Below are 20,967 nucleotides of genomic sequence, written 5' to 3'. Positions count from 1 at the left end.
TGGCACATCAGTGCTTCATCGGGAAAGAGCATAGGGGTTTACGACGCAAACCCCGATTAGCCTTTGGTTGAGTCTGGTACTCGCTATTAGTCGAGTACCACGCCCGCTGGCCATAACTTGATCAGCGAGCCGGCGGCCCCCAATTGGTACCAGCGCAGCGGATACTCCAGGGTCTCGTCGGTGCCACTGATCGGCAACCGGTAACGCGCCGCCACCCTTGCCACCGCTTGGCCGGAGCCCGTCAGACCGATGATTTGAGCGCGACTACCCAGCCATTGTGCCAAGCGTTCAGGCGAGTCGACCTCGGGGTTGGTGCTGACCACAATGATCGGCAACGGAGTCTGCGCGCTTAGGTGTGCCAGTTCGTCCTCGCACGCCACGCCGCAGTCGCTGTGCATAAATGTCAGCCAGCCGCCCTCTCGCGCTAGCGCCGACAAGGCCACCGTTTCACCGTCCTGGCGGACCAGTTCAAAATCGCCGCCGAGTTGGGACTCAACCGCCGCCGTCGGTGGCGAAATAATCGCGCGCACAAACGGCCAGGTCATCAACAGCATTAACACCAATGCCGACAGCGCGGCGACTTTCCAGGGCTTCATTCAATGTCGCTTAAACGGGTATCGCGGATCGCATTTTTAACTTTTAACAGGTGCTCGGCAAAGTCAGGGCCGCGTTTCAAAATGACCCCCGTCGCCAACACGTCCAACAAGGTTAGCTGGACCAGGCGCGACACCATCGGCAGGTAAATGTCGGTGTTCTCGGGCGGCTCCACCGACAGCGTCAAACTGGCGACCTTGGACAGTGGTGATCCGTCCAACGTCAACGCCAACACATGGGCACCGGCCTCGCGGGCAATCTTGGCGGCACTGACAATGCCCCGGGTGCGCCCGGTGTGGGAAATAGCCACGACCACATCACCGGTGTGCAAGGCCGCACTGTGCATGCGCTGCATCAAACTGTCCGAGTACGCCAGCACCGGAATGTTGAAGCGAAAGAACTTGTGCTGGGCATCCTGGGCGACCGCGGCGCTGGCGCCCATGCCGAAAAACAAAATCTGGCGTGCTTGAATCAGCATATCAACCGCTTTTTCGACGTCCGACGGTGCTAACTGACGGCGTGCCTTTTCAAGCGCAGCGGAGCTGGCGGCAAAGATTTTGTCGGAATATTCCGACGCCGAGTCGTCCGGATCGACCACTTGGCTGACATAGGGTGTCCCACTGGCAAGGCTTTGCGCCAACGCCAGCTTAAAATCGGGGAAGCCCTTGGCATCGAAACTGCGGCAAAAACGATTGACCGTTGGCTCACTAACGCCTGCCAGCTTGGCTAACGCGGCGATCGAGCTGCGGATAGCGGCCTGCGGGTCTTGCAGTATGACCTCGGCGACTTTCTTCTCGGACCGATTAAGTCCGTCTTTTTGTTGCTGAATGCGATCGAGCACTGACCTCTCCCTAACAATTGTTCGGAAATATACCTCAATCCGGGCCTTACCCATGAACCTCTTGGAAAAACCAATGTCAATGTCGTTTTATTACTAGATTCGTTCCGCTACTCTTAGACCACCCCTTATGGAGATTCGTCATGACACCCTTGGCCCTAATGCAAACTGCCCCCGTCATCCCCGTGCTCGCGTTCGACAACGTTGAGCAAGCCATCGAGCAGTCCAAAGCCTTGGTCGCCGGCGGCTTACCGGTGCTGGAAATCACCCTGCGAACGGCCAGCGCGATTGACTGCATCAAGGCCGTCGCCGCTGAAGTCGAGGGTGCCATTGTCGGCGCCGGCACGGTATTGAATCCGAACGACTTGGAACGCGTGGTCGAAGCCGGCGCCCAGTTCGCGGTCAGCCCCGGTGCCACCGACACACTATGGCGTGCCGCCGAGCAAAGCCCGGTTCCTTTGTTGGCGGGCGTCGCCAGCGTCAGCGATATCATGCGCGGCATGGAGTTTGGCCACACCGAGTTCAAATTCTTCCCGGCTGAAATCAATGGTGGCGTCGCCGCGATCAAAGCCTTTGGCGGCCCACTCAAGGGCGTTTCGTTCTGCCCCACTGGCGGCGTTAAACCAGCCAACCTGGCGGACTACCTGGCTCTGGACAACGTCGTCTGTGTTGGCGGTACCTGGCTGACGCCGAAAGACGCGGACCCCATGCAAATCGAGTTTTACGCCAGCGACGCCGTGAAAATGGCCCGTGCCGCAGGTTGGACTGGCTAAGCTAACCGCCAACCGGTACACCCCCTGGGCCTAATATTTTGTTGGCCGTGGTGGTACCCTTTGCGGAAGGTAAGGGGTTCGCGCCCCACGACACGCAACAATAAGAGAGGCCACCGATGGCATCCGTCACGCTCAAAAAAATCAATAAAGTCTACGAGGGCAAGCAAGCCTTCCACGCCCTTCACGACGTTGACCTAGACATCAAAGACGGCGAATTCGTCGTCTTTGTCGGCCCATCCGGGTGCGGCAAATCAACCCTGTTGCGCGTTATTGCCGGTCTTGAAGACATTAGCGGTGGCGATCTGCTGATCGCCGACGAACGCGTCAACGACAAAACACCGAAAGAACGCGGCATCGGCATGGTCTTTCAAAGCTACGCCCTGTACCCGCACATGAGTGTGCGTGAAAACATGGAATTTGGCTTAAAACTGGCCAAGCACGACAAAGCCGACATCGACAAGCGCGTGATGGAGGCCGCCCGCGGCCTGCAACTGGACACCTTGCTGGACCGCAAACCCAAGGAACTGTCCGGCGGCCAGCGCCAGCGTGTCGCCATTGGACGCGCCATCGTGCGCGAGCCGCAGGTATTTTTGTTTGACGAACCCTTGTCGAACCTGGACGCAGCGCTGCGCGTCAAAATGCGCATCCAAATTGCCCAGCTCCACAGCGAGCTGAAAAACACCATGATTTACGTGACCCACGACCAGGTCGAAGCGATGACCCTGGCCAACAAAATTGTCGTACTCAGCGCCGGCCGCATTGAACAGGTCGGCGCCCCGCTGCACCTCTATCACCATCCGGCCAACAAGTTCGTCGCCGGCTTCATTGGCAGCCCGAAAATGAACTTTTTGAGCGTGGCCTGCACGGGTACCGACAACGGTGTCCAAATTGAGTTTGAAGGCCATGGCGCCAGCGTAACGCGCCAAGCAAGCCCGGACTTGAAAGGGCAAACGCTGTCGTTGGGGGTGCGCCCGGAACACCTGACGCTGGACGGCAGCGGTGACTTCTTTATCGAATCCAAGGTGATGGTGGTTGAACACCTCGGCGACCAAGCCATGCTGTATATGGAGCGCGAGGGCGAAGATGGCCCGCTGGTGGTGGTGGTCGACGGCGAAAATGCACCCGCACGTGGCGACACCGTTACCGTCGGCGTCCCCAACGATCGCATCCACCTGTTTGATGCCAATGACCAAGCGCTGCCGGCCCTGCAAGCCATCGCCGGCGCCGCCTGAGCTTTAGATAACCCAGGTGTGTGCCCAGCGGTGGACGGGCACAGACTCAGAAACACCCCCACCAACAAAAAAAATCAATGAGGCTAAACCTATGTCTACACGCACCTCCCTCGCGGTTGCTATCAGCGCCGCCCTCGTCAGCAGCGCCGCTGTTGCCGGTGGCCACCTACCGTTCTCGAAAGACGACACCCGTTTTTCGTGGGACAGCCTTAGCAAATTTGAATCAATGGACCTGAGCGGCCAAGAGATTCGTTTCGATGGCCCGTGGATTTCTGGCGACGAAGCCAACCTGAAAAACGTGTTGGCGTATTTCGAGCAAGCGACCGGCGCCAAGGTCCAATACAACGGTTCAAACGACTTCGAACAGCTGGTGCTGGTCGACATGAAAGCCGGCAACAGCCCGAACCTGGCCGCATGGCCCCAGCCCGGCACGGTTTCTGAATTGGCCGCCCAAGGCGAGTTGGTCGCACTCAAAGACAGCGTCAAAAACACCGTCGTCGGTGACTACGCAGCGGGCCAAAGCTGGGCCGATCTGGGCACCTATGCCGGCGCCAACGGCGAGGCTGCGATGTACGGTTTGGCCTACAACGTCAACCTGAAATCTTTGGTTTGGTATGTACCCGAAAACTTCGAAGAAGCCGGCTACGACATCCCCCAGAGCATGGAAGAGCTGATTGCGCTGACCGATCAGATCGTTGACGACGGCGGCACGCCCTGGTGTATCGGCATGGAATCCGGCGGCGCCACCGGTTGGGTTGCGACCGATTGGATCGAAGACATCATGCTGCGCACCCAGCCCAAAAGCGTTTATGACCAGTGGGTCTCGAACGACATTCCGTTCACCGACCCGCGCATCGTGAACGCCATCGAAACCTTTGGTTTCTTTGCCCTCAACGACGACTACGTCGACGGCAGCGCTTCATCACTGGCTTCGGTCTTCTTTGGCGACAGCCCCAAGGGCCTGTTTGAATCACCGGCCAAGTGCTACATGCACCGCCAGGCGTCATTCATCCCCGCCTTCTTCCCCGAAGAATACCAGGGTGACGCCGTTGGCACGGACGTAGACTTCTTCTACTTCCCGGCCTACGAAGGCAAAGACCTGGGCAAGCCCGTACTGGGCGGCGGTACCTTGGTCACCATGATGAACGAGTCGGAGGCCAGCCACGTGCTGATGGACTACCTGACCTCGCCCATCGCGCACGAAATTTGGATGGCCGGCGAAGGCTTCTTGACGCCCCACTCCAAAGCTAACCTGGCGGCTTACTCGTCGGACGTGCTGCGCAAGCAAGGTGAGATCTTCCTGAACGCTACGACATTTGGTTTCGACGCATCGGACATGATGCCCGGCGCCATCGGTGCCGGCGCGTTTTGGACCGGTATGGTTGACTACACCAACGGCAAAAGTGCCGAAGATGTCGCCGCCGAGATCCAAGCCTCGTGGGACGCCATCAAGTAATTGATGCGTTCGCCCTAGTTGGGGGGCCATACGGCCCCCTGATTTTTTCACCCTACGTTGGTGCTACAAAATGTCAGAGCACATCACCTCGGCCCTCATCGCCATTATCATCGGCGTCCTCGGAATCCTGGCGTACTTTTGGATTTCGAACGCGATTTTAGACAGCTTAATTGGGCGCTCTCGCCGGCCCAACAAAGAGGTGTTGCGCGAGCAAATACGGCCCTGGCTTTTTGTAGGTCCAGCCCTACTGTTCCTATTCGTTTACCTGGTCTATCCGGTCTTCGAAACCCTGTACCTATCGTTCAAAAACGAAAACAGCTCCGAGTTCGTCGGATTTTCGAATTACCTGTGGCTATTTAACGACCCCGAATTTCACGTGACCTTGCGCAACAACCTGATGTGGTTGCTGATCGTGCCGACGCTGTCGACCGTATTTGGCTTGGTTATTGCCGTACTGGCGGACCGCTCCCGCTGGGGCACCGTCGCCAAGTCTGTGATCTTTATGCCCATGGCCATCAGCTTCGTCGGCGCCTCGGTCATTTGGAAATTCGTCTATCACTACAACGGCGACGTCGCCAACCAGATTGGCGTATTGAACGCACTGGTCGTGGCGTTCGGCGGCGAAGCCCAGTTTTGGCTCGCAACTCCGCTGTGGAACAACGTGCTGTTGATGATCATTTTGGTGTGGATCCAAACTGGATTCGCCATGGTCATCTTGGGCGCGGCGCTGCGCGGTGTCCCGGAAGAAACCCTGGAGGCTGCGGTCATTGACGGCGCCACCGAGATTCAAATTTTCTTCAAAATCATTATCCCGCAAATCATGGCCACCATCATTGTGGTCTGGACGACCATCGCGATCCTGGTGCTCAAGGTATTCGACATCGTTTTAGCCATGACCAACGGCCAATGGGAAACCCAAGTATTGGCCAATCTGATGTACGACTGGATGTTCCGTGGCGCCGGCGACTTTGGCCGAGGCAGCGCCATCGCCATTGTGCTGATGCTGTCGGTCGTGCCGATTATGATTTGGAATATTCGCCGCTTTAAGCAAGAGGAGATGGGTCGATGAGCAAGCCCGCAGATCGACCATTGGCGCGCATTGCCGCGTCCGCCGGACTGTTGGCACTGGTTATTTTATGGATCGTGCCGACGCTTGGGCTGTTAATCAGCTCGGTGCGCGACAAAGACGCCCTGGCCGAAAGTGGCTGGTGGACGGCCTTATCGGCCTCCAATCAAACCGTGTTTGAGCGCACCGCAAACCCGGATCAGCAAGTCAAAACCGACCAAGGCTGGGTCTTAAGTGGTCGCCTCGAAATTGCCGCCACTGGCTATAACATTATCGCCTTTGGCGGCAGCCAGCGCACCCCGGATGAAGGCGCGCCGGGGGCCACGGTGACGCTGCGTAATGGCACTACCCTAAGCATCGATGGTGACGGTTATTACCGCTTTGTGTCGCCGGACGAACCCTTCACCGGGTCGCGCGGCAAGCGGATGTTTTTCAGCTACGAAAAGCCCGCCAGCTTCACCCTCGAGAACTACAAAGAGGTGCTGACCGAGGGGCGCCTTGGCCAGGCGTTTATCAACACCCTAACCGTGACCATCCCGGCCACCATCATCCCTGTATTGATGGCCGCATTCGCCGCCTACGCCTTTAGCTGGATGCCGTTCAAGGGCCGCGACTGGTTGTTTGCCTGCGTGATTGGGCTGCTGGTGGTTCCGCTGCAGACCTCGTTGGTGCCACTGCTGCGTCTATACAGTGACATCGGCAACGCGCTCGGTATCGAGGCCAAGGGTTATGCCGGGGTGTGGATGGCACACACCGGGTTTGGCCTGCCGTTGGCCATCTATTTGATGCGCAACTACATGAAGTCGCTGCCCAAAGACTTGATCGAATGTGCCCGGGTGGACGGCGCCTCGCACTTCCATGTGTTCACCAAGATCGTGTTGCCGCTGTCGGTACCGGCGCTGGCCAGCTTCACGATTTTCCAGTTCCTCTGGGTCTGGAACGATTTGCTGGTAGCGCTGGTGTTCTTGGGGCAGGCCGAGGATCAAATCGTATTGACCGCGCAACTACGCGCGCTCTTAGGCACCCGCGGATCGAACTGGGAGGTGCTAACGTCGGGCGCCTTCATCACGATTATTTTGCCGCTGATTGTGTTCTTTAGCCTGCAGCGATTCTTCGTTCGAGGCTTGGTCGCCGGCTCCGTCAAATAGACGGCGTGCTAACCGGGCCGCCTGTCGGCCCCGGCTAGCGCGCGATCGGCCCTAGCGCTCGCCCAAAAACTGTTGCCACTGCAGCGCAGAGGATTTTGGCGTGCGCACTTGGGTTGAATAATCGACGTACACCAGCCCAAAGCGCTGGGTGTAGCCAAATGCCCACTCGAAGTTGTCCATCAACGACCAGGCGTAATAGCCGCGGATGTCGACACCCGCCTCGATCGCCGTGTTAACGGCGGCCAAGTGATCGCGGAAATAGCGAATGCGCTGGTCATCATTGACGCCGTCGACACCCATGACGTCATCGCAGGCCGCGCCGTTTTCGGTGATGTAGACCGGCGGCAAGTCGTAATCACGGTCAAACTCAACTAGCAATTCAGTCAGCCCATCGGCCGCTATGTCCCACCCAATGTGGGTCTTCTCAACGCCGGCCCGAGTCGCCGTGTCGTAACCGCGGCGGTTATCGGCGCGGCTGACCTGACTTTGGGTGTAATAATTAATGCCCAGCCAGTCCAGTGCCGTGGCCATAATCGCCGCGTCGCCGGACTGCTCCGGAACGCGGCCCTGGGCCATCAGCTCAGGGGCCGGTTCACGCCCCGCCAATCGATCCAGCCAAAACCGATTGCGCTCGGCATGCGCCAGGTCCCGGGCCGGCTGGTCGTCCTCACTGACGGCGACCAGCGACTCAAGGTTCAGGACCAAGCCCAAACTATTGTCGGCGCGTTCCGCGCGCATCGCCTGAAGTCCCAGGCCACTGGCCAACATCAGGTGATGGGCGGCGGTCAGCGCCTCGGCGCGGTCTTCATGGCCCGGGGCATGAGCGCCGATGTCATAACTCAGAATGCTCGAGCACCAGGGCTCGTTCAGGGTCGCAATGCGCGGCATGACGTCGCCCAGCGCGCGCACGGCGATCGCGGCGTAATCGGCGAACCGAAACGCAGTGTCACGGTTGAGCCAGCCACCGCTCAAATCCGAGGGCAAGTCCCAGTGATACAGCGTCACGTTTGGCGTGATATCGCGAGCATGACAGGCTTCCAGCAGGCGCCGATAAAAATCCGCGCCTCGGGTGTTTAAGCGTCCATTGCGATCAATCAGACGCGGCCAGGCCAACGACAGCCGGTAGTGCTGAAAGCCTAGCTCGCGGATCAAATCCAGATCCGATTCGAAGCGGTGGTAGTGATCGCAGGCAATATCGCCATTGCTGGCATCCAGAATTCGACCGGGCTGGCGGCAGAAACTGTCCCAAATACTGTCGCGGCGGCCATCAACCCGGGTCGCCCCTTCAATCTGAAAAGACGAGGTCGCGACACCAAACTCGAAGCCTGGATCACGCAACGCGCTGGTTGCGGATAATTTTTGATCAATCATGTCGTCGCTCTACGCTGCCAATATAGTCCAGGTGGGTATTGTCGACCGCCGCGGCCGCGCCTAACAAGCCGGCATAGGGGGCCGTGACTAATATAACCGGCATGCTTTGCATGTAGCGTTCAAAGCGGCCTTTGTGGTGCAAACGGTGCAAGAACTCGCTGGCCAGTAAAAACTCGACCATGCGCGGCAGAATACCGCCACACAGATAGATACCGCCCAATGAACCCAGCGTTACCGCGGCATTGCCGACGGTGGTTCCCAGCATGGCGCAAAAGGTGTTCAGGCTTTTTACGCTCAGCTCGTCCCGACCTTCCTGGGCCCGGCGCGCGATAATGGCGGCGGTCCAGTCCTCGGGTTCGGTCTCGCCGGCCAAGTGCGAGAAAGCTTCGTGCAGGTTCTCGATGCCCTGGCCACTGATCAGGCGTTCGGCGCTGACGTGGCCAAAACGTTCGCGCAAATAGTCGATGACCTGGGATTCCTCGGCGGTGGTCGCGGTGGCGGCGACATGACCGCCCTCGCAGACAATCGGGACCCAAGCATTCGCCGTCGGCACCAACCCACCCACTCCGAGCCCGGTGCCCGGGCCAATCACCAGCTTGGGCTTGGGTAAGCCCGGCTCGCCGGCATGCAAAACCAGCTGTTCGTCGTCGGTCAACAGCGGCACCGCCAAGGACTGGGCGGTAAAGTCGTTGATCACCCGCAACTCGGCCAGTCCGAGCTGCGCCAACAGCTCGCGCTTTGAGAACTGCCAGTGGTTGTTGGTCATCTTGACGATGTCCCGTTCAACCGGGCAGGCCATGGCGACACTTAAACAGTCGGTCGAAAGTCCGCTGTCGGCCAGGTACATCTGAAACGCATCCGCCAATCCCTCAAAATCTAAACAGGGGTATACGCGTATATCCGATAACGCGTGCGGGTCGTCGGTCAGTAGCGCGCCGAAGCGCGCATTGGTGCCGCCGATGTCACCGACCACCGCACGCGCGCGGACCCGTGCCTTAGACAAGGGTCAGGTCACCCAAGATGCCACCGCCCAGTTCCGCCGGTAGCGCCACTGGACGTTGCTGCGCGAACAGTTCACGGCCCATGCCGCGCTCGAGTTTGACCTGACACCGATTGTCACGTGCCGCCAGTTCCCCCGCATCAATTCGCAACGACAGTTCGCCCGTGGTCGCGTCCAGTCGCAGCACGTCGCCGTCTCGGACTTTACCGATCAAGCCGCCGGCAACCCCTTCCGGGCTCAGGTGAATTGCCGCCGGGACCTTGCCCGAGGCGCCGGACATACGCCCGTCGGTGACCAAGGCCACGTGATAGCCCTTGTCTTGGAGCACGCCCAGAAACGGGGTCAGTTTGTGCAGTTCCGGCATGCCGTTGGCTTGCGGTCCTTGGCCGCGCACCACGACGATGCAGTCGCGGTTCAAGTCACCCGCTTCAAAGGCTGCTTTGATGTCGTCTTGGTGTTCAAACACCACCGCTGGCGCTTCGACCACATGGTAGTCGGCGTGGACCGCGCTGATCTTGATGATCGCCTTGCCCAGGTTGCCATTCAGCAGTTTCATACCGCCCTCGGGCTGGAACGGGGCGGATACGGGGCGCACGACCTCCAGGTCGCCCGACACCACGTCGTCGCTGCGGTAGTCCAGTACACCGTTGTTCAACCAGGCCTCGCGGGTATAGGCACGCATACCGCGGCCGACCACGGTGGTGACATCATCGTGCAACAGTCCAGCGTCCAGCAGCTCGCGGATCACGAACGGCATACCGCCGGCTGCTTTAAAGTGGTTCACATCGGCCTGACCGTTGGGGTAGACCTGGCACAACAGGGGCACCACGGCGGACAACGCGTCGAAGTCCTCCCAAGTCAATCGAATACCGGCAGCCGCGGCGATCGCGACCATGTGCAGCGTATGGTTGGTGCTGCCGCCGGTCGCCAGCAGGCCGACCAAGCCATTGATCACGGACTTTTCATCGACCACACGGCCCATCGGCGTCCAATCACCGGTCAGGTGCGTGCTGCGGGCGACGCGCTCCGCAGTGGCGCGGGTGATGGCGTCACGGATTTCGGTGCCGGGATTTTCAAAAGCGGCGCCGGGCAACATCAACCCCATAATTTCGAGCATCATCTGGTTGGTGTTTGCGGTGCCATAAAAGGTACAGGTACCGGGGCTGTGGTAACTCGCCGACTCGGCCTCGAGCAATTCGTCGCGGCCAATTTTGCCCTCGGCGTAAAGTTGCCGGATGCGCACTTTCTCTTTGTTCGGCAGACCGCTGGGCATGGGGCCCGCAGGCACCAAAATTGCCGGCAAATGACCAAAGCGCAGTGCACCGATCAGCAACCCCGGGACGATTTTATCGCACACACCCAATAACAACATGCCATCGAACATGTCGTGTGACAGCGACACCGCCGTGGCTTGGGCAATCACATCGCGTGACAGCAAGCTGAGTTCCATGCCCGCACGGCCCTGGGTAACCCCGTCACACATGGCCGGGACACCGCCGGCGAACTGGCCAACGGATCCAATGTCCGACAACGACTTTTTAATGATCTCGGGGTACCCGTCCAGCGGCTGATGGGCGCTGAGCATGTCGTTGTATGAGCTGATGATGGCAATGTTGGCCGAATCCATCATCTTTAAGCGCTGCTTGTCGGTCGAGCCGCAGGCTGCAAAACCGTGCGCCAAGTTGCCGCATGACAAACTGCCCCGAATCGGGCCATCCGATGCCGCCTGATCGATCATGGCAAGGTAACGGGCGCGCGAATCACGGCTGCGTTCAATAATTCGCTCGGTTACGGCAACAAGTGTCGGGTGCATGCAGGGGCCCTCCGGGGCTATATCTTGTTTATTTAGCTAAGTGTATTGCAGTTTTATGCCAGATTGCTGGTACCTGATGCAAAAATGTTAGTAAACTTACGAATAATTCAAGTCACCAGAGGCTACTCCCCATGACCATTCGTGTTGCTATTAACGGTTACGGCCGTATCGGACGTAACATATTGCGCGCACTGTACGAGCGTAATCTTAACAACGACATCCAGGTCGTCGCCATCAACGACCTCGGGGACGTCAACATCAACGCCCACCTGACTCAGTACGACACCACCCACGGCCGCTTTCAGCAGACGGTCAGTGTCGAGGGCGCGGACATGCGCGTCGGTAACGATCTGATCAAAGTGTTCAGCGAACGCAACCCCGCCGCCCTGCCCTGGGCTGAGCTGGCGGTCGACGTGGTCTACGAATGCACCGGCTTTTTCACCGACAAAGACAAAGCACTGGCACACATTGAAGCGGGCGCCAAAAAGGTCATCGTCAGCGCACCAGGTAAAGGCGTTGATGCCACCGTGGTCTATGGTGTCAACGATGACGTTTTGAGCGCCGATCACCAGGTCATTTCGAACGCATCCTGCACCACCAACTGTTTGGCACCGGTGGCCAAAGCCCTGAACGACGCCTTTGGTATCGAATCTGGCTTGATGACGACCATTCACGCCTTTACCAACGATCAGGTGCTGACCGACGTTTACCACACGGATTTATACCGCGCCCGCAGCGCTGTGTCGTCGATGATCCCGACCAAAACCGGCGCCGCCGCCGCGGTCGGCTTGGTATTGCCCGAACTCAATGGCGTCCTGGACGGCATGGCGGTGCGCGTTCCGACCATCAACGTGTCGCTGGTTGACTTGACCGCCACGGTTAAAGCCGACGTCAGCATCGACCAGATCAACGCGGTACTGACCGCCGCCGCGGCCAACTCCAAAGGCGTGATGGAAATCAACACGCTGCCCTTGGTCAGCGTCGACTTTAACCACAACCCGGCCAGTTCAATCGTTGATGCCGCACAAACGCGGGTCAACGGCCGCCTGATCAAGGTCATGTCTTGGTACGACAACGAATGGGGCTTTAGCAACCGTATGCTCGACAACACTCTAGCCTGGGCCCGCGTCTGTGGTGGCCAGTTCTAACTAGTCCTTGCAAAGCATGGGCGAGTGCCATTCAATGCGCCCATGCTGACTATTAAAAAATTAGGGCTCAAGTGGGACGATGCTGCGGCATCCACTGAAGAAGCCCTCGACTTCCCGGGTTTGCACGGCTACGTCTGTGCCAACCTGTCCTCTCCTCAACCTTGGGATGACCGACGCGTCGCCGATGAAGCCTGGGGCGAAGCCGCACCGGACGACATGGTCGAGGTCGCCACGTCTTTGGCTACGCGCCTGGACGAGCGATTGTCCGCCGGCGACACCCCTTGGATTCCCGCGGCCTTAGAAGCGCCCACCGAAGATTACCATCCACTGCAAGAATGGGCGGTTGGCTACTTGGAACGCGTGTTTGCCGACGACGGCGCCTGGTTCGAAGAACGTGATGAATCGGTCGCCCAAGCACTGGTTCCGCTGATGGTATTAAGCGGCCTGTTTGAGGAAGAAGAGGACATGGCCGAATTGATGGCCGACACCCCCAACGTTGATCGGATGGCCAAGGATGTACCGGACCTGGTCGTTGACCTGTACGGCATCATCCACTTGGGCCCTGACCAAGACTAAGCCTCGCGCAGCAACACCGCCGGGGCAGTTTGGGTAACACGCCGTGTTCCCAGCCACCCGGCCACCACCAGCAGCGTCAAACCCGCGCTGGGCACGACTAACCACAGTAATCCATGTGGCGCCCAGGAAACCCCAAGCGCTGAGTAAACAAAGACGCTGCCCAGTTCCGCACCGGCCGCGGCCAACACCCCTGACAATCCGCCCAACAAGGCAAACTCTGATAGCTGCGCGGCACGTGCCTGCGCTCGACTGGCGCCCATGACGCGGACCAGCGCGCCCTCTCGAATCCGCTCATCCAAGGTCGAATTAACACTGACCCACAACACCACCAAACCACCGGCCAAGACAAACACCAAGACCAGGTTGACCGCCGTCGTTGCCCGCTCCAGCACCGTGCGAATTTGCTTCAACAAGGCATCCACTTGGAACAGCGTAATGCCCGGAAACTGGCGCACTAATTCGCGGCCCAAGCCCGCTTGCTCAGGCCCAATCCGTAGGCTGGTTAGAATCGCCCGCGGCATCGCATCCAGCGTGCCCGGATTGAAAATCATATAGAAATTCGGTTTGAAGCTGTCCCATTGCACCGTGCGCAGGCTGGCCACGCGCGCCTCGATGGTTTGGTCATTGATCGTAAAGCCAAGGACATCATTGACCTGAATATCCAATTCCGCCGCCACTTCGGCTTCGACACTGACCACGGTTTCACCGTCGCCCATGGCATGCCATTGGCCGTCAATGATGCGGTTGTCGGCCGCCAGCTGTGAGGCCTCGGTCAAGGACAGGTCGCGTTCCAGTGCTTCCGGCAGATCCTGCTCTTTACTGACTAATTCGCGCACCGGTTGCCCATTAATTTCGGTCAATCGGCCACGGCTAACCGGGTAAAGCGGGCTGGCCGGGATCGATTCACGATCCAGCACGGACTGAAACTCCGCCGCCTCGTCCGGCATGATGTTGAGCACGAAATAGTTGGGCGTATCGACCGGCAATTGGTCCTGCCAGCGCCCGACCAGCTCGCCGCGCACCAACCACAGCAAGCTCATGGCCATCAGCGTCAGGCTAAAGGCCAACAACTGAGCCGCCGCCGCTTTGGGCTGGCGCGCCAAGTGCAAGATGCCAAAGCGCCAGGTCTGGCCGCCCCAGCCACGCGCGGCGCCCAAACTGCGCAGCAGCCCCACCGCCAACACCGCCAACAGCGCGATCGCCGCCACACCGCCACCGGCCAACACCAAGGTCAATTGCCAATCCCCGGTGTACAGCACCATCAATCCACCCAGCGCCACTACCGCCGTCAGGTAGCTGACCCACAGTGCAATCGGTGTGGTCCCCAGGTCTTGTCGCAAGACCCGCAGCGGCGGCACGTCACGCAGGCGCAAAATGGGCCCCGCGCCAAAGCCGATGGCCACCGCCAAGCCGGTCGCCACGCCCATGAAGATCGGTTTAATACCAGCGCCGGGCAGTTCGCCCGGGAACATCGCCGCCAATACGCCAATCAGCGTGAACTGGGCAAAAAACCCGATAATCAGGCCAAAGGTCACACCCAATACGGTTAGCCCACCCAGTTGGATCAAATGTACTTTTAAGACGTTGGCGCCGCTCATGCCAAACGTCCGCAGCAACGCGGTCGACGCTTGGTGGCGTTGGCCATAGCGGTTAGCGCCCATCGCAACCCCAACCCCGGCGACGATGATCGCCAGCAACGACCCTAAACGCAGGTAGCGTGTGGCCCGCTCCATGGCATCGCCAAAGGCGTTGCCACCCTCACCGCCACTGCGCAGCCGCTGCTGCGGTTCCAGACTGTCCTCGAGCGCGGCCTTGAACTCGGGCCAGCGCGGCCCGTCAAAGATCTGGTAATAACGCACGCGCGCACCGGGGCGAATGACCTGCGCCGCCGCCAAGTCCACTTCGTTCATCAGCACCCGCGGCTGCAACGAATAGAACCCGCCGCCACGGTCCGGTTCAAAACTCAAAATTGCCGTAATCGACAGCTCAACGGCACCGACTTCCAACGAATCACCCACGTTCAATGCCAAGTCGCTGGCTAATTGAGGGTCAATCCAGGTTTCCCCCGGCGCCGGTATCGCGCCCGCCGCGGGGCGCTCGTCCCCGTAAGGCTCATCGGCAATGCGCGGCTCGCCTTTCAGCGGCCAACCCGGCTGGACCACCTTGACCGACGACAATCGGAAGTCCTCGACCGACGCCACCACCGATGGGAACTGAATCCAGCGATTGGTCGCCAGGCCTAAGGCTGCGGCTTGGTTCAAAATGTCGTCCGAGACCGCATCGGTGTCGCGCAGCATCAAGTCGCCGCCGATCAATTCGGCCGCTTGGGACTGCATGGCGCGCTCAACCCGATCGACCAGAAATCCAATCGCACTGGCACTGGCGACCGCCACCGACAACGCCAAAACCAACAAACCGGCGTCGCCGGAGCGCCAATCACGGCGCAGTAATTTAAGCGCCAGTGCTAGCATGCGCAGCCTCGACTAGGGTGCCATTGTCCAACACCAGCGTGCGCTGACAGCGCTTGGCCAATTCACGATCGTGGGTCACCAACACCAGAGTGGTACCGAACTCGGCGTTGAGCTTGAACAGCAGGTCCTCGACTTTTTGGCTGTTAGCACTGTCCAGGTTACCGGTCGGCTCGTCGGCAAATAACAGCGCCGGCTGGGTCGCGAACGCGCGCGCAATGGCAACGCGCTGCTGTTCGCCCCCGGACAGACGCCCGGGCTGGTGGTTCAGGCGATGGCCCAATCCCACTTCGTCCATAAAGTGGCGTGCCTTGGCCTCGGCGTCGCGGGCCCCTTGCAGTTCCAGCGGTAACATGACGTTTTCCAGCGCCGTCAGTGCCGGCAACAGCTGAAAATTTTGGAACACGAACCCGACCGTGCCGGCGCGCGCTGCGGCACGTCCATCCTCACTCAGATCATGAAACGGCTTGCCCATCAATTCGATCGAACCGCTGCTCGGCTGATCCAATCCGGCCAACAACGACAGCAAAGTGCTTTTGCCCGAACCGGACGGCCCGACGATGGCGACCGACTCCGAAGGGTTGATGGTCAGCTCAACCGACTCCAGTATATGTAGGACCTCATCTTCTAGCTGAACCGACTTGGTTAGCTGGTGTACCTGTAAAACCGGAACCGTTGGAGCGTTCATGCGTCTATTCCTACTCAGTCTGTGCCTATGGATCGGCGTCGCCCACAGCGCCCCGATTTTGGTCTTCGGGGACAGCCTATCCGCCGCCTACGGGCTGGAGGAAGAGCAAGGCTGGGCGTGGCTGTTAAAATCGCGTCTTCAAAGTAATGGGGACGATCGGGAGGTCATCAACCTCAGTGTGTCCGGTGAGACAACGGGCGGTGGTCTGGCGCGTCTGCCCGACGCACTGGCGCGCTACCAACCCAGCATCGTGGTTTTAGAATTGGGCGCCAACGATGGCCTGCGCGGCCTAAGCCCAGCACGCATGCAGGCTAACCTGTCACGCATGATCGAATCCGCCCAGGCCATTGATGCCCAGGTCCTGGTGCTGGGCATGCGACTGCCGCCGAGCTATGGCAAGCGCTACGTCGACCGCTTTGAGGCGACCTACCCACGGCTGGCCGAGCAGCACCAGGTTGCGTTGATGCCATTTATGCTGGCGCCACTGGGGGTCGATGAGTCGCTGTTTCAAGACGACCGCTTGCACCCCACCGCCGACGCCCAACCGATCTTGCTGGACGCCATTTGGCCGTTTCTAGCGCCGCTCCTGTAGACCCTTGGCGAACGACAACAAGTAGGGGTCGGTCATCCCCGATACATAATCCAGCGCCTGCTGGTACTGGCTATACAGCGGCAATTCGGCCGCCGGCAGTGAACGCTTTAAGTGCGTCAGCACCCACCGCGCGCTGGCGCTGTAACCGTGGCGCTGGCGCCCCGCCAAGTAGCGCTCGTGAAGCGCACCGGTCAACAGGTCCAGCACATTAAACAGCGCCTCGCGGGCATTGCTTTGGGTCAGCTGCTTAACTTCGGATTGGTAAATATTGGCACGCGCAAAGGCCTTTAGTTCACCCACGGGGCTATCCGCCAGCAGATCCGGCACCGGCTGGCCCGCCAGCATAGCGTCGTAATGACGCGCCAGCGCTGCAACCATTTGGCTTTCCAAGCGGTCGATTAAAATGCCGCGGGCGCGGTACAGGAATTGATGCGGCGCCAACCCATCCAGTGCCGCGTGTTCGGCCCGCTCAATCAACGGCAACAGCAGGCTACGCGCCTGATCAAACTCGATCACCCCCATTTCCACCGCGTCCTCGATATCGATCACGCTGTAACAGGCGTCATCCGCGGCTTCAACCAGGTACACCAGCGGATGGCGCGCAAATCGATTGGCGCTTTGGCGAACCATGCCCAGATGCTCGGCGGCCTCTGAAAAAATGGCCCATTCGCTGTGATTCACGCCGTATTTGCCGCTCGCCGCCGCGTCGCGCGTCCAGGGGTATTTAACAAAGGTTCCCAGCGACGCGGCACTGAGTCGCATACCACCCGCGTCCCGGTGCGGGTCCATCTGGGTCAGCACCCGAAGACCCTGAGCGTTGCCCTCAAAGCTCTCGAGTTCATCGCGCAGCACTTGGGCCAGCGGCTGAGTGCGGGCTCGTCCACGCGGGCTGCGAAAGAAAAACCGGATCGCGTCTTCGCCGGCGTGTCCAAACGGCGGATTGCCAATGTCGTGCGCCAACGCCGCCGCCTGGACCACCGTGCCCAGGTCGTCCGGGTGCAACCCGGCCGGCAACTCACCCTGGCTGGCCAACCACTCGCCGGCGACCATACCAAAGGTCCGCCCGACACAACTGACCTCCAATGAATGGCTCAGCCGAGTGCGCACCTGGTCGTTGTTACTAAGGGGGTGGACCTGGGTCTTGGACCCTAAACGCCGAAACGCATCCGAGAAAATGATCCGGTCGTAGTCACGATGGAATTGTTTTCGAACGCTGGAATCGTCACGCGCACGCCATTCCCCCGGTGCACACCAACGGTGTCGACTCAGTAACGATTCCCAGTTCAATGGCTGCGCCCTTCAGTGCGGTTTGCGGTATCTTAGCCGGCGTGAAAAACAATAACCAAACCCCGGTACGTGCGCGCTGGCATTTAGCCGGAACGGCCCAGTTCGATGAAGCCGATTTGCCGCCCGATTTGCCCTGGGCGGTGCTGCCGTTTGACGCCGCCAGTCGTGCCCTGGCACGCCAACTGACAACCCAAAGATTAGTCGACGGCGGCCAGTTCAGCGGCACCGTAGTGCCTTGCACGGTGGCCTTTGGCGACGGCCCGACGGCGCGCCACCAACGCGGACTGCGGCGATGGCTGGCACGCTTACTGAACCCACGCAGCGCCCGCATCCGGGTCGGCAAACCGACCGACAACCCGAAATGGCTGCAGCGCCAGTTTTACCAAGGATTGGCGGCCAAACCCGAGTCCTTCGATGCGCTGTTTCAGTCAGTCATTGCCCAGCCCATGCTGGCGGATTTAAGCGGCGACGAACACCGCCGCGTTCGGCGCCACCTGAAAGTACTGGCGGCCCGCCCAAACCACACGCTGACGCGGCTGGGCGATCGCGTGCTGGGTTGGTTTTGGACGCGTTTTTACAGCGACGTCGAGATTGCCGGACTGACCCCCGTGCGCGGCGCCTTGGGCGACGCCACGCCGGTCTACCTATCGACCCATCGCTCGCACTTGGACTATTTACTGCTGTCGTGGGTGCTGTATCGGGCGCGCTTGGCGGTGCCTTTGGTCGCGGCCGGCATCAACCTGAACCTACCGCTGGTCGGCAGTGTGCTCCGCCGAGGCGGTGGTTTTTTCATCCGCCGCAGCTTCCAAGGTGACCCGCTGTACCCCCGTGTGGTTCAAGCCTATATCCATTCGCGCTTACTAAACCGCCAACCGCTGGAGTTCTTTCCGGAGGGCGGCCGCAGCCGTGATGGGTTAACGCGCACACTCAAACTTGGGCTATTGAAATACGTCGTCGAGGCCGCGCGCGATCCCGCGATGCCGCCGATTGCGTTGGTGCCGGTTGGCGTTGCCTACGATCGCATGCCCGACGGCGGTGGCTATCGCTATGAGCTAGAAGGTCGCAGCAAACGCAGCGAGGGTTTGGCCGACTTGCCCAAGGCCTGGCGGGCACTGCGCAGCGATCCGCTGGGCCGGGTTCGCGTCAGTTTCAGCCCCCCGCAGCGGCTGCACCGCGACAGCGCCCTAGCCGAGGTCGGCTGGGCCGTCGGTCAACAATGGCAAACCGACATGCCCGCCAGCGCGGTCGGCCAACTGGGGTTAATAGTGCCCGGCTTTGCCGGCCACCGCGCCCGCGTCAGCGAGCTGGGACGGGCGCTGGCCGTCTTACAAGCGGCAGCGGGACTGCCCCGGCGACGGGATTGCTTGGACGAAGTGCGCCAACTTGGCTACCTCGAACGTGACGAGGGCGAGGATGCCATTGTGTATGCACCGGCGGCGGCACGTGACCAGCTCTCCTATGCTGCCGGCGCCCTGCGCCACCGGGCTTTGGCACTGGGGCTGTTGTCAATTGCGGTGTTGGGCGGCGCGTCGGCCCGGCGCACCCACTCCCTGTTCGAACTGGCGTGGCCCAGCATGGCCCCGGATCTGTACTTAGATGCGGACTGGAGTCCGCCGTTGGACGCCGCTCGCAACGCCTTGGCCGAGGCCGGCCTGTTGGACCCGAAGCCGAATGCCAACTACCGCTTGCTGGCGGCGCTAGCCGAACCTGTGGTACCTGCGGTGACACGGATGCTGGCCATTTTACGCCAGCACCTAGATGCCCCCGACGCCGAGTTGGACGAGCAGTTGGCGCGGGCCCACGACGGCGCCCGCGATGCACTGCTGTTGTCCGGCCGCAGCGAGTTAAACGTACTGGATATCAAAGCTTACCGGCGCTTTGTCGTTCATTTGGACGACATCGGCGCGCGTGTCGATGGCCGCTTAACCCGCCGCGCACGGCGCACGGCGTCACGGCTATTGCTGGCGTTCGAGCAGTTGGATCGGCAATTTGTGATCTAAGGCAGTTTGCGGATGCCGTACAGATCGAAACGCACCGCCTTGCCCTTGATTGATGCACTTGGGACCCGGTCCGCCAGCGCCGGCGCCTTGATCGGCCGCTTAACCACCACCCGATAACGCGCCGTATCCAGCGCCAAAGTCAGTAATTCGGCCTGTTCGGTCGCATCCGGCGGCGGCGCGAAGGCCTGTAGAAACTGGGATTCGCCGCCGACCTGGGCCGACTTTTGGCGGTGCGGAAACATCGGGTCCAGATAGATCACGTCCGGCGCCAAACCGGCCAAGTGATCTTGGGCTGCGCCTTGGAGCACCGATATAGCGGTACCGCGGGCATTTTGGGCCAGCCAAAACCCCAGCGTCGGCGACGATTCAATCGCCGTCACCCGCGCGCCCGCGGACATCATTAAGAACGCATCCCGACCCAACCCGGCGGTGGCGTCGACCACGTGCAGCCCCTTGGCCGCGGCCACTGCCTTGGCCAGCATTTCGCCGCCCTGACGCGCGCGCCGGGCCAAATCGCCAGCATGAAAATCGATTCGCAGGGGTTGTTTTAAACTCGGGTGAATACCCACGTAGGCGCCGTCCAACCAGGCCAGGTGGGCCTGGCCCGGATGTGGATCGACCCACTGCGCCGGCCACTGCGGCGGTTCGCCGACGGCTTTGAACGGAATTACGTCCAGACCTCGAACCCCTCAAACTGCGGGCCCGATCGGCCCATGGCCTCGGTGCTTTGATAGGCGCGCTGGGCCTGTTGGCCAGGCAGGGGCTGTTGGGGGTCGACCGCAACCTGCGGCAAATCGCGCATCACGCGACGAACGCCGTCAGCAGGCACAATCCCCTGGGCGGCAACCGAGTCGGGCCGCTGAACGAGGGCATGGCGGTTAGGTTCTGGGCCGCCAGGCCGATAAGGAAGGTAGTCA

At 60.4% G+C, this 20,967-nt stretch carries 19 protein-coding genes; 9 read left to right on the top strand and 10 right to left on the bottom strand.

Translation table 11 applies throughout. The features are described from left to right. Window positions 1-86: 86 nt before the first annotated feature. Together GH975_RS04095 and hexR are read right to left on the bottom strand one after the other, a co-directional pair. Window positions 87-596 carry an SCO family protein gene (locus tag GH975_RS04095; RefSeq protein ID WP_153713300.1) on the bottom strand — a complete coding sequence of 170 codons (510 nt, stop codon included), beginning with the start codon at window positions 594-596 and terminating at the stop codon, window positions 87-89. Beyond that, on the bottom strand, window positions 593-1,489 hold the full coding sequence (gene hexR, locus GH975_RS04090) for a transcriptional regulator HexR (RefSeq protein ID WP_153713299.1): 897 nt from the start codon (window positions 1,487-1,489) through the stop codon (window positions 593-595). Before hexR ends, GH975_RS04095 begins: the two co-directional genes overlap by 4 nt. Before the next feature lie 86 nt (window positions 1,490-1,575). Between hexR and eda the strand changes: the two genes are divergently transcribed. From eda to GH975_RS04065, 5 genes are all read left to right on the top strand, one after another. Beyond that, the gene (gene eda / locus GH975_RS04085; protein WP_153713298.1) at window positions 1,576-2,205 is read left to right on the top strand and encodes a bifunctional 4-hydroxy-2-oxoglutarate aldolase/2-dehydro-3-deoxy-phosphogluconate aldolase; all 630 of its coding nucleotides are present in this window, start codon (window positions 1,576-1,578) and stop codon (window positions 2,203-2,205) included. 116 nt (window positions 2,206-2,321) lie between these two features. Continuing rightward, a complete protein-coding gene (locus tag GH975_RS04080) occupies window positions 2,322-3,437 on the top strand; it encodes an ABC transporter ATP-binding protein (RefSeq protein ID WP_153713297.1) in 1,116 nt (371 codons plus the stop codon). Window positions 3,438-3,528: 91 nt separating this feature from the next. Further along, window positions 3,529-4,893 carry an ABC transporter substrate-binding protein gene (locus tag GH975_RS04075; protein ID WP_153713296.1) on the top strand — a complete coding sequence of 455 codons (1,365 nt, stop codon included), beginning with the start codon at window positions 3,529-3,531 and terminating at the stop codon, window positions 4,891-4,893. Window positions 4,894-4,963: 70 nt separating this feature from the next. Further along, window positions 4,964-5,962, top strand: coding sequence for a carbohydrate ABC transporter permease (locus GH975_RS04070; RefSeq protein WP_153713295.1), 999 nt, complete (start codon window positions 4,964-4,966; stop codon window positions 5,960-5,962). Then, entirely contained in the window at window positions 5,959-7,107 is a 1,149-nt protein-coding gene (locus GH975_RS04065) for a carbohydrate ABC transporter permease (RefSeq protein ID WP_153713294.1), read from the top strand. Before GH975_RS04070 ends, GH975_RS04065 begins: the two co-directional genes overlap by 4 nt. 51 nt (window positions 7,108-7,158) lie before the next feature. Here the strand turns inward: GH975_RS04065 and GH975_RS04060 are convergent, their stop codons facing one another. From GH975_RS04060 to edd, 3 genes are read right to left on the bottom strand one after another with little or no spacing between them, the layout of a single operon-like run. Further along, the gene (locus tag GH975_RS04060) at window positions 7,159-8,478 is read right to left on the bottom strand and encodes a GH1 family beta-glucosidase (RefSeq protein WP_153713293.1); all 1,320 of its coding nucleotides are present in this window, start codon (window positions 8,476-8,478) and stop codon (window positions 7,159-7,161) included. Then, a complete protein-coding gene (gene glk / locus GH975_RS04055; protein WP_153713292.1) occupies window positions 8,471-9,481 on the bottom strand; it encodes a glucokinase in 1,011 nt (336 codons plus the stop codon). Before glk ends, GH975_RS04060 begins: the two co-directional genes overlap by 8 nt. After that, entirely contained in the window at window positions 9,474-11,291 is a 1,818-nt protein-coding gene (edd, locus tag GH975_RS04050; RefSeq protein ID WP_153713291.1) for a phosphogluconate dehydratase, read from the bottom strand. Before edd ends, glk begins: the two co-directional genes overlap by 8 nt. A 131-nt stretch (window positions 11,292-11,422) precedes the next feature. Here edd and gap point away from each other — a divergent pair, with 131 nt between their 5' ends. Beyond that, complete coding sequence (gene gap, locus GH975_RS04045; RefSeq protein ID WP_153713290.1) at window positions 11,423-12,439, top strand: type I glyceraldehyde-3-phosphate dehydrogenase; 1,017 nt, start codon at window positions 11,423-11,425, stop codon at window positions 12,437-12,439. Between the two features lie 42 nt (window positions 12,440-12,481). Then, entirely contained in the window at window positions 12,482-13,015 is a 534-nt protein-coding gene (locus tag GH975_RS04040; RefSeq protein ID WP_153713289.1) for a YecA/YgfB family protein, read from the top strand. Here GH975_RS04040 and GH975_RS04035 read toward each other — a convergent pair. Both GH975_RS04035 and GH975_RS04030 read right to left on the bottom strand, forming a co-directional pair. Then, window positions 13,012-15,486 carry an ABC transporter permease gene (locus GH975_RS04035; protein ID WP_153713288.1) on the bottom strand — a complete coding sequence of 825 codons (2,475 nt, stop codon included), beginning with the start codon at window positions 15,484-15,486 and terminating at the stop codon, window positions 13,012-13,014. The genes GH975_RS04040 and GH975_RS04035 overlap by 4 nt on opposite strands. After that, window positions 15,467-16,171 carry an ABC transporter ATP-binding protein gene (locus tag GH975_RS04030; RefSeq protein WP_153713287.1) on the bottom strand — a complete coding sequence of 235 codons (705 nt, stop codon included), beginning with the start codon at window positions 16,169-16,171 and terminating at the stop codon, window positions 15,467-15,469. The genes GH975_RS04035 and GH975_RS04030 overlap by 20 nt, the downstream gene beginning before the upstream one ends. Here GH975_RS04030 and GH975_RS04025 point away from each other — a divergent pair. Further along, window positions 16,170-16,763, top strand: coding sequence for an arylesterase (locus tag GH975_RS04025; protein WP_153713286.1), 594 nt, complete (start codon window positions 16,170-16,172; stop codon window positions 16,761-16,763). The genes GH975_RS04030 and GH975_RS04025 overlap by 2 nt on opposite strands. Here GH975_RS04025 and dgt read toward each other — a convergent pair. Next, window positions 16,746-18,050, bottom strand: a complete 1,305-nt coding sequence (gene dgt / locus GH975_RS04020) for a dGTP triphosphohydrolase (protein ID WP_153713285.1) — start codon at window positions 18,048-18,050, stop codon at window positions 16,746-16,748. The genes GH975_RS04025 and dgt overlap by 18 nt on opposite strands. On the opposite strand from dgt, the gene GH975_RS04015 reads away from it, so the two are divergent. Then, window positions 18,050-20,050 carry a glycerol-3-phosphate acyltransferase gene (locus GH975_RS04015; protein ID WP_153713284.1) on the top strand — a complete coding sequence of 667 codons (2,001 nt, stop codon included), beginning with the start codon at window positions 18,050-18,052 and terminating at the stop codon, window positions 20,048-20,050. The two genes, dgt and GH975_RS04015, sit on opposite strands and share 1 nt — an antisense overlap. Here the strand turns inward: GH975_RS04015 and GH975_RS04010 are convergent. Then, the gene (locus GH975_RS04010) at window positions 20,047-20,619 is read right to left on the bottom strand and encodes a class I SAM-dependent methyltransferase (protein WP_170272531.1); all 573 of its coding nucleotides are present in this window, start codon (window positions 20,617-20,619) and stop codon (window positions 20,047-20,049) included. The genes GH975_RS04015 and GH975_RS04010 overlap by 4 nt on opposite strands. A 98-nt stretch (window positions 20,620-20,717) precedes the next feature. Further along, complete coding sequence (locus GH975_RS12225) at window positions 20,718-20,852, bottom strand: hypothetical protein (RefSeq protein WP_272482790.1); 135 nt, start codon at window positions 20,850-20,852, stop codon at window positions 20,718-20,720. Between the last annotated feature and the right edge of the window lie 115 nt (window positions 20,853-20,967).

It is taken from the genome of Litorivicinus lipolyticus, assembly GCF_009650135.1.
GTDB lineage: Bacteria > Pseudomonadota > Gammaproteobacteria > Pseudomonadales > Litorivicinaceae > Litorivicinus > Litorivicinus lipolyticus.
Note: the sequence above shows the minus strand (reverse complement) of the source record. Positions and strands in the feature narration are given on the sequence as shown.

Coding starts and splice junctions, on each gene's coding strand:
- GH975_RS04040 (WP_153713289.1), top strand. CDS start 12,482: ATGCTGACTATTAAAAAATTAGGGCTCAAGTGGGACGATGCTGCGGCA.
- GH975_RS04025 (WP_153713286.1), top strand. CDS start 16,170: ATGCGTCTATTCCTACTCAGTCTGTGCCTATGGATCGGCGTCGCCCAC.
- GH975_RS12225 (WP_272482790.1), bottom strand. CDS start 20,852: ATGCGCGATTTGCCGCAGGTTGCGGTCGACCCCCAACAGCCCCTGCCT.
- eda (WP_153713298.1), top strand. CDS start 1,576: ATGACACCCTTGGCCCTAATGCAAACTGCCCCCGTCATCCCCGTGCTC.
- GH975_RS04095 (WP_153713300.1), bottom strand. CDS start 596: ATGAAGCCCTGGAAAGTCGCCGCGCTGTCGGCATTGGTGTTAATGCTG.
- GH975_RS04030 (WP_153713287.1), bottom strand. CDS start 16,171: ATGAACGCTCCAACGGTTCCGGTTTTACAGGTACACCAGCTAACCAAG.
- GH975_RS04070 (WP_153713295.1), top strand. CDS start 4,964: ATGTCAGAGCACATCACCTCGGCCCTCATCGCCATTATCATCGGCGTC.
- GH975_RS04035 (WP_153713288.1), bottom strand. CDS start 15,486: ATGCTAGCACTGGCGCTTAAATTACTGCGCCGTGATTGGCGCTCCGGC.
- edd (WP_153713291.1), bottom strand. CDS start 11,291: ATGCACCCGACACTTGTTGCCGTAACCGAGCGAATTATTGAACGCAGC.
- gap (WP_153713290.1), top strand. CDS start 11,423: ATGACCATTCGTGTTGCTATTAACGGTTACGGCCGTATCGGACGTAAC.
- GH975_RS04065 (WP_153713294.1), top strand. CDS start 5,959: ATGAGCAAGCCCGCAGATCGACCATTGGCGCGCATTGCCGCGTCCGCC.
- GH975_RS04015 (WP_153713284.1), top strand. CDS start 18,050: ATGGCTGCGCCCTTCAGTGCGGTTTGCGGTATCTTAGCCGGCGTGAAA.
- GH975_RS04060 (WP_153713293.1), bottom strand. CDS start 8,478: ATGATTGATCAAAAATTATCCGCAACCAGCGCGTTGCGTGATCCAGGC.
- GH975_RS04075 (WP_153713296.1), top strand. CDS start 3,529: ATGTCTACACGCACCTCCCTCGCGGTTGCTATCAGCGCCGCCCTCGTC.
- hexR (WP_153713299.1), bottom strand. CDS start 1,489: ATGGGTAAGGCCCGGATTGAGGTATATTTCCGAACAATTGTTAGGGAG.
- GH975_RS04080 (WP_153713297.1), top strand. CDS start 2,322: ATGGCATCCGTCACGCTCAAAAAAATCAATAAAGTCTACGAGGGCAAG.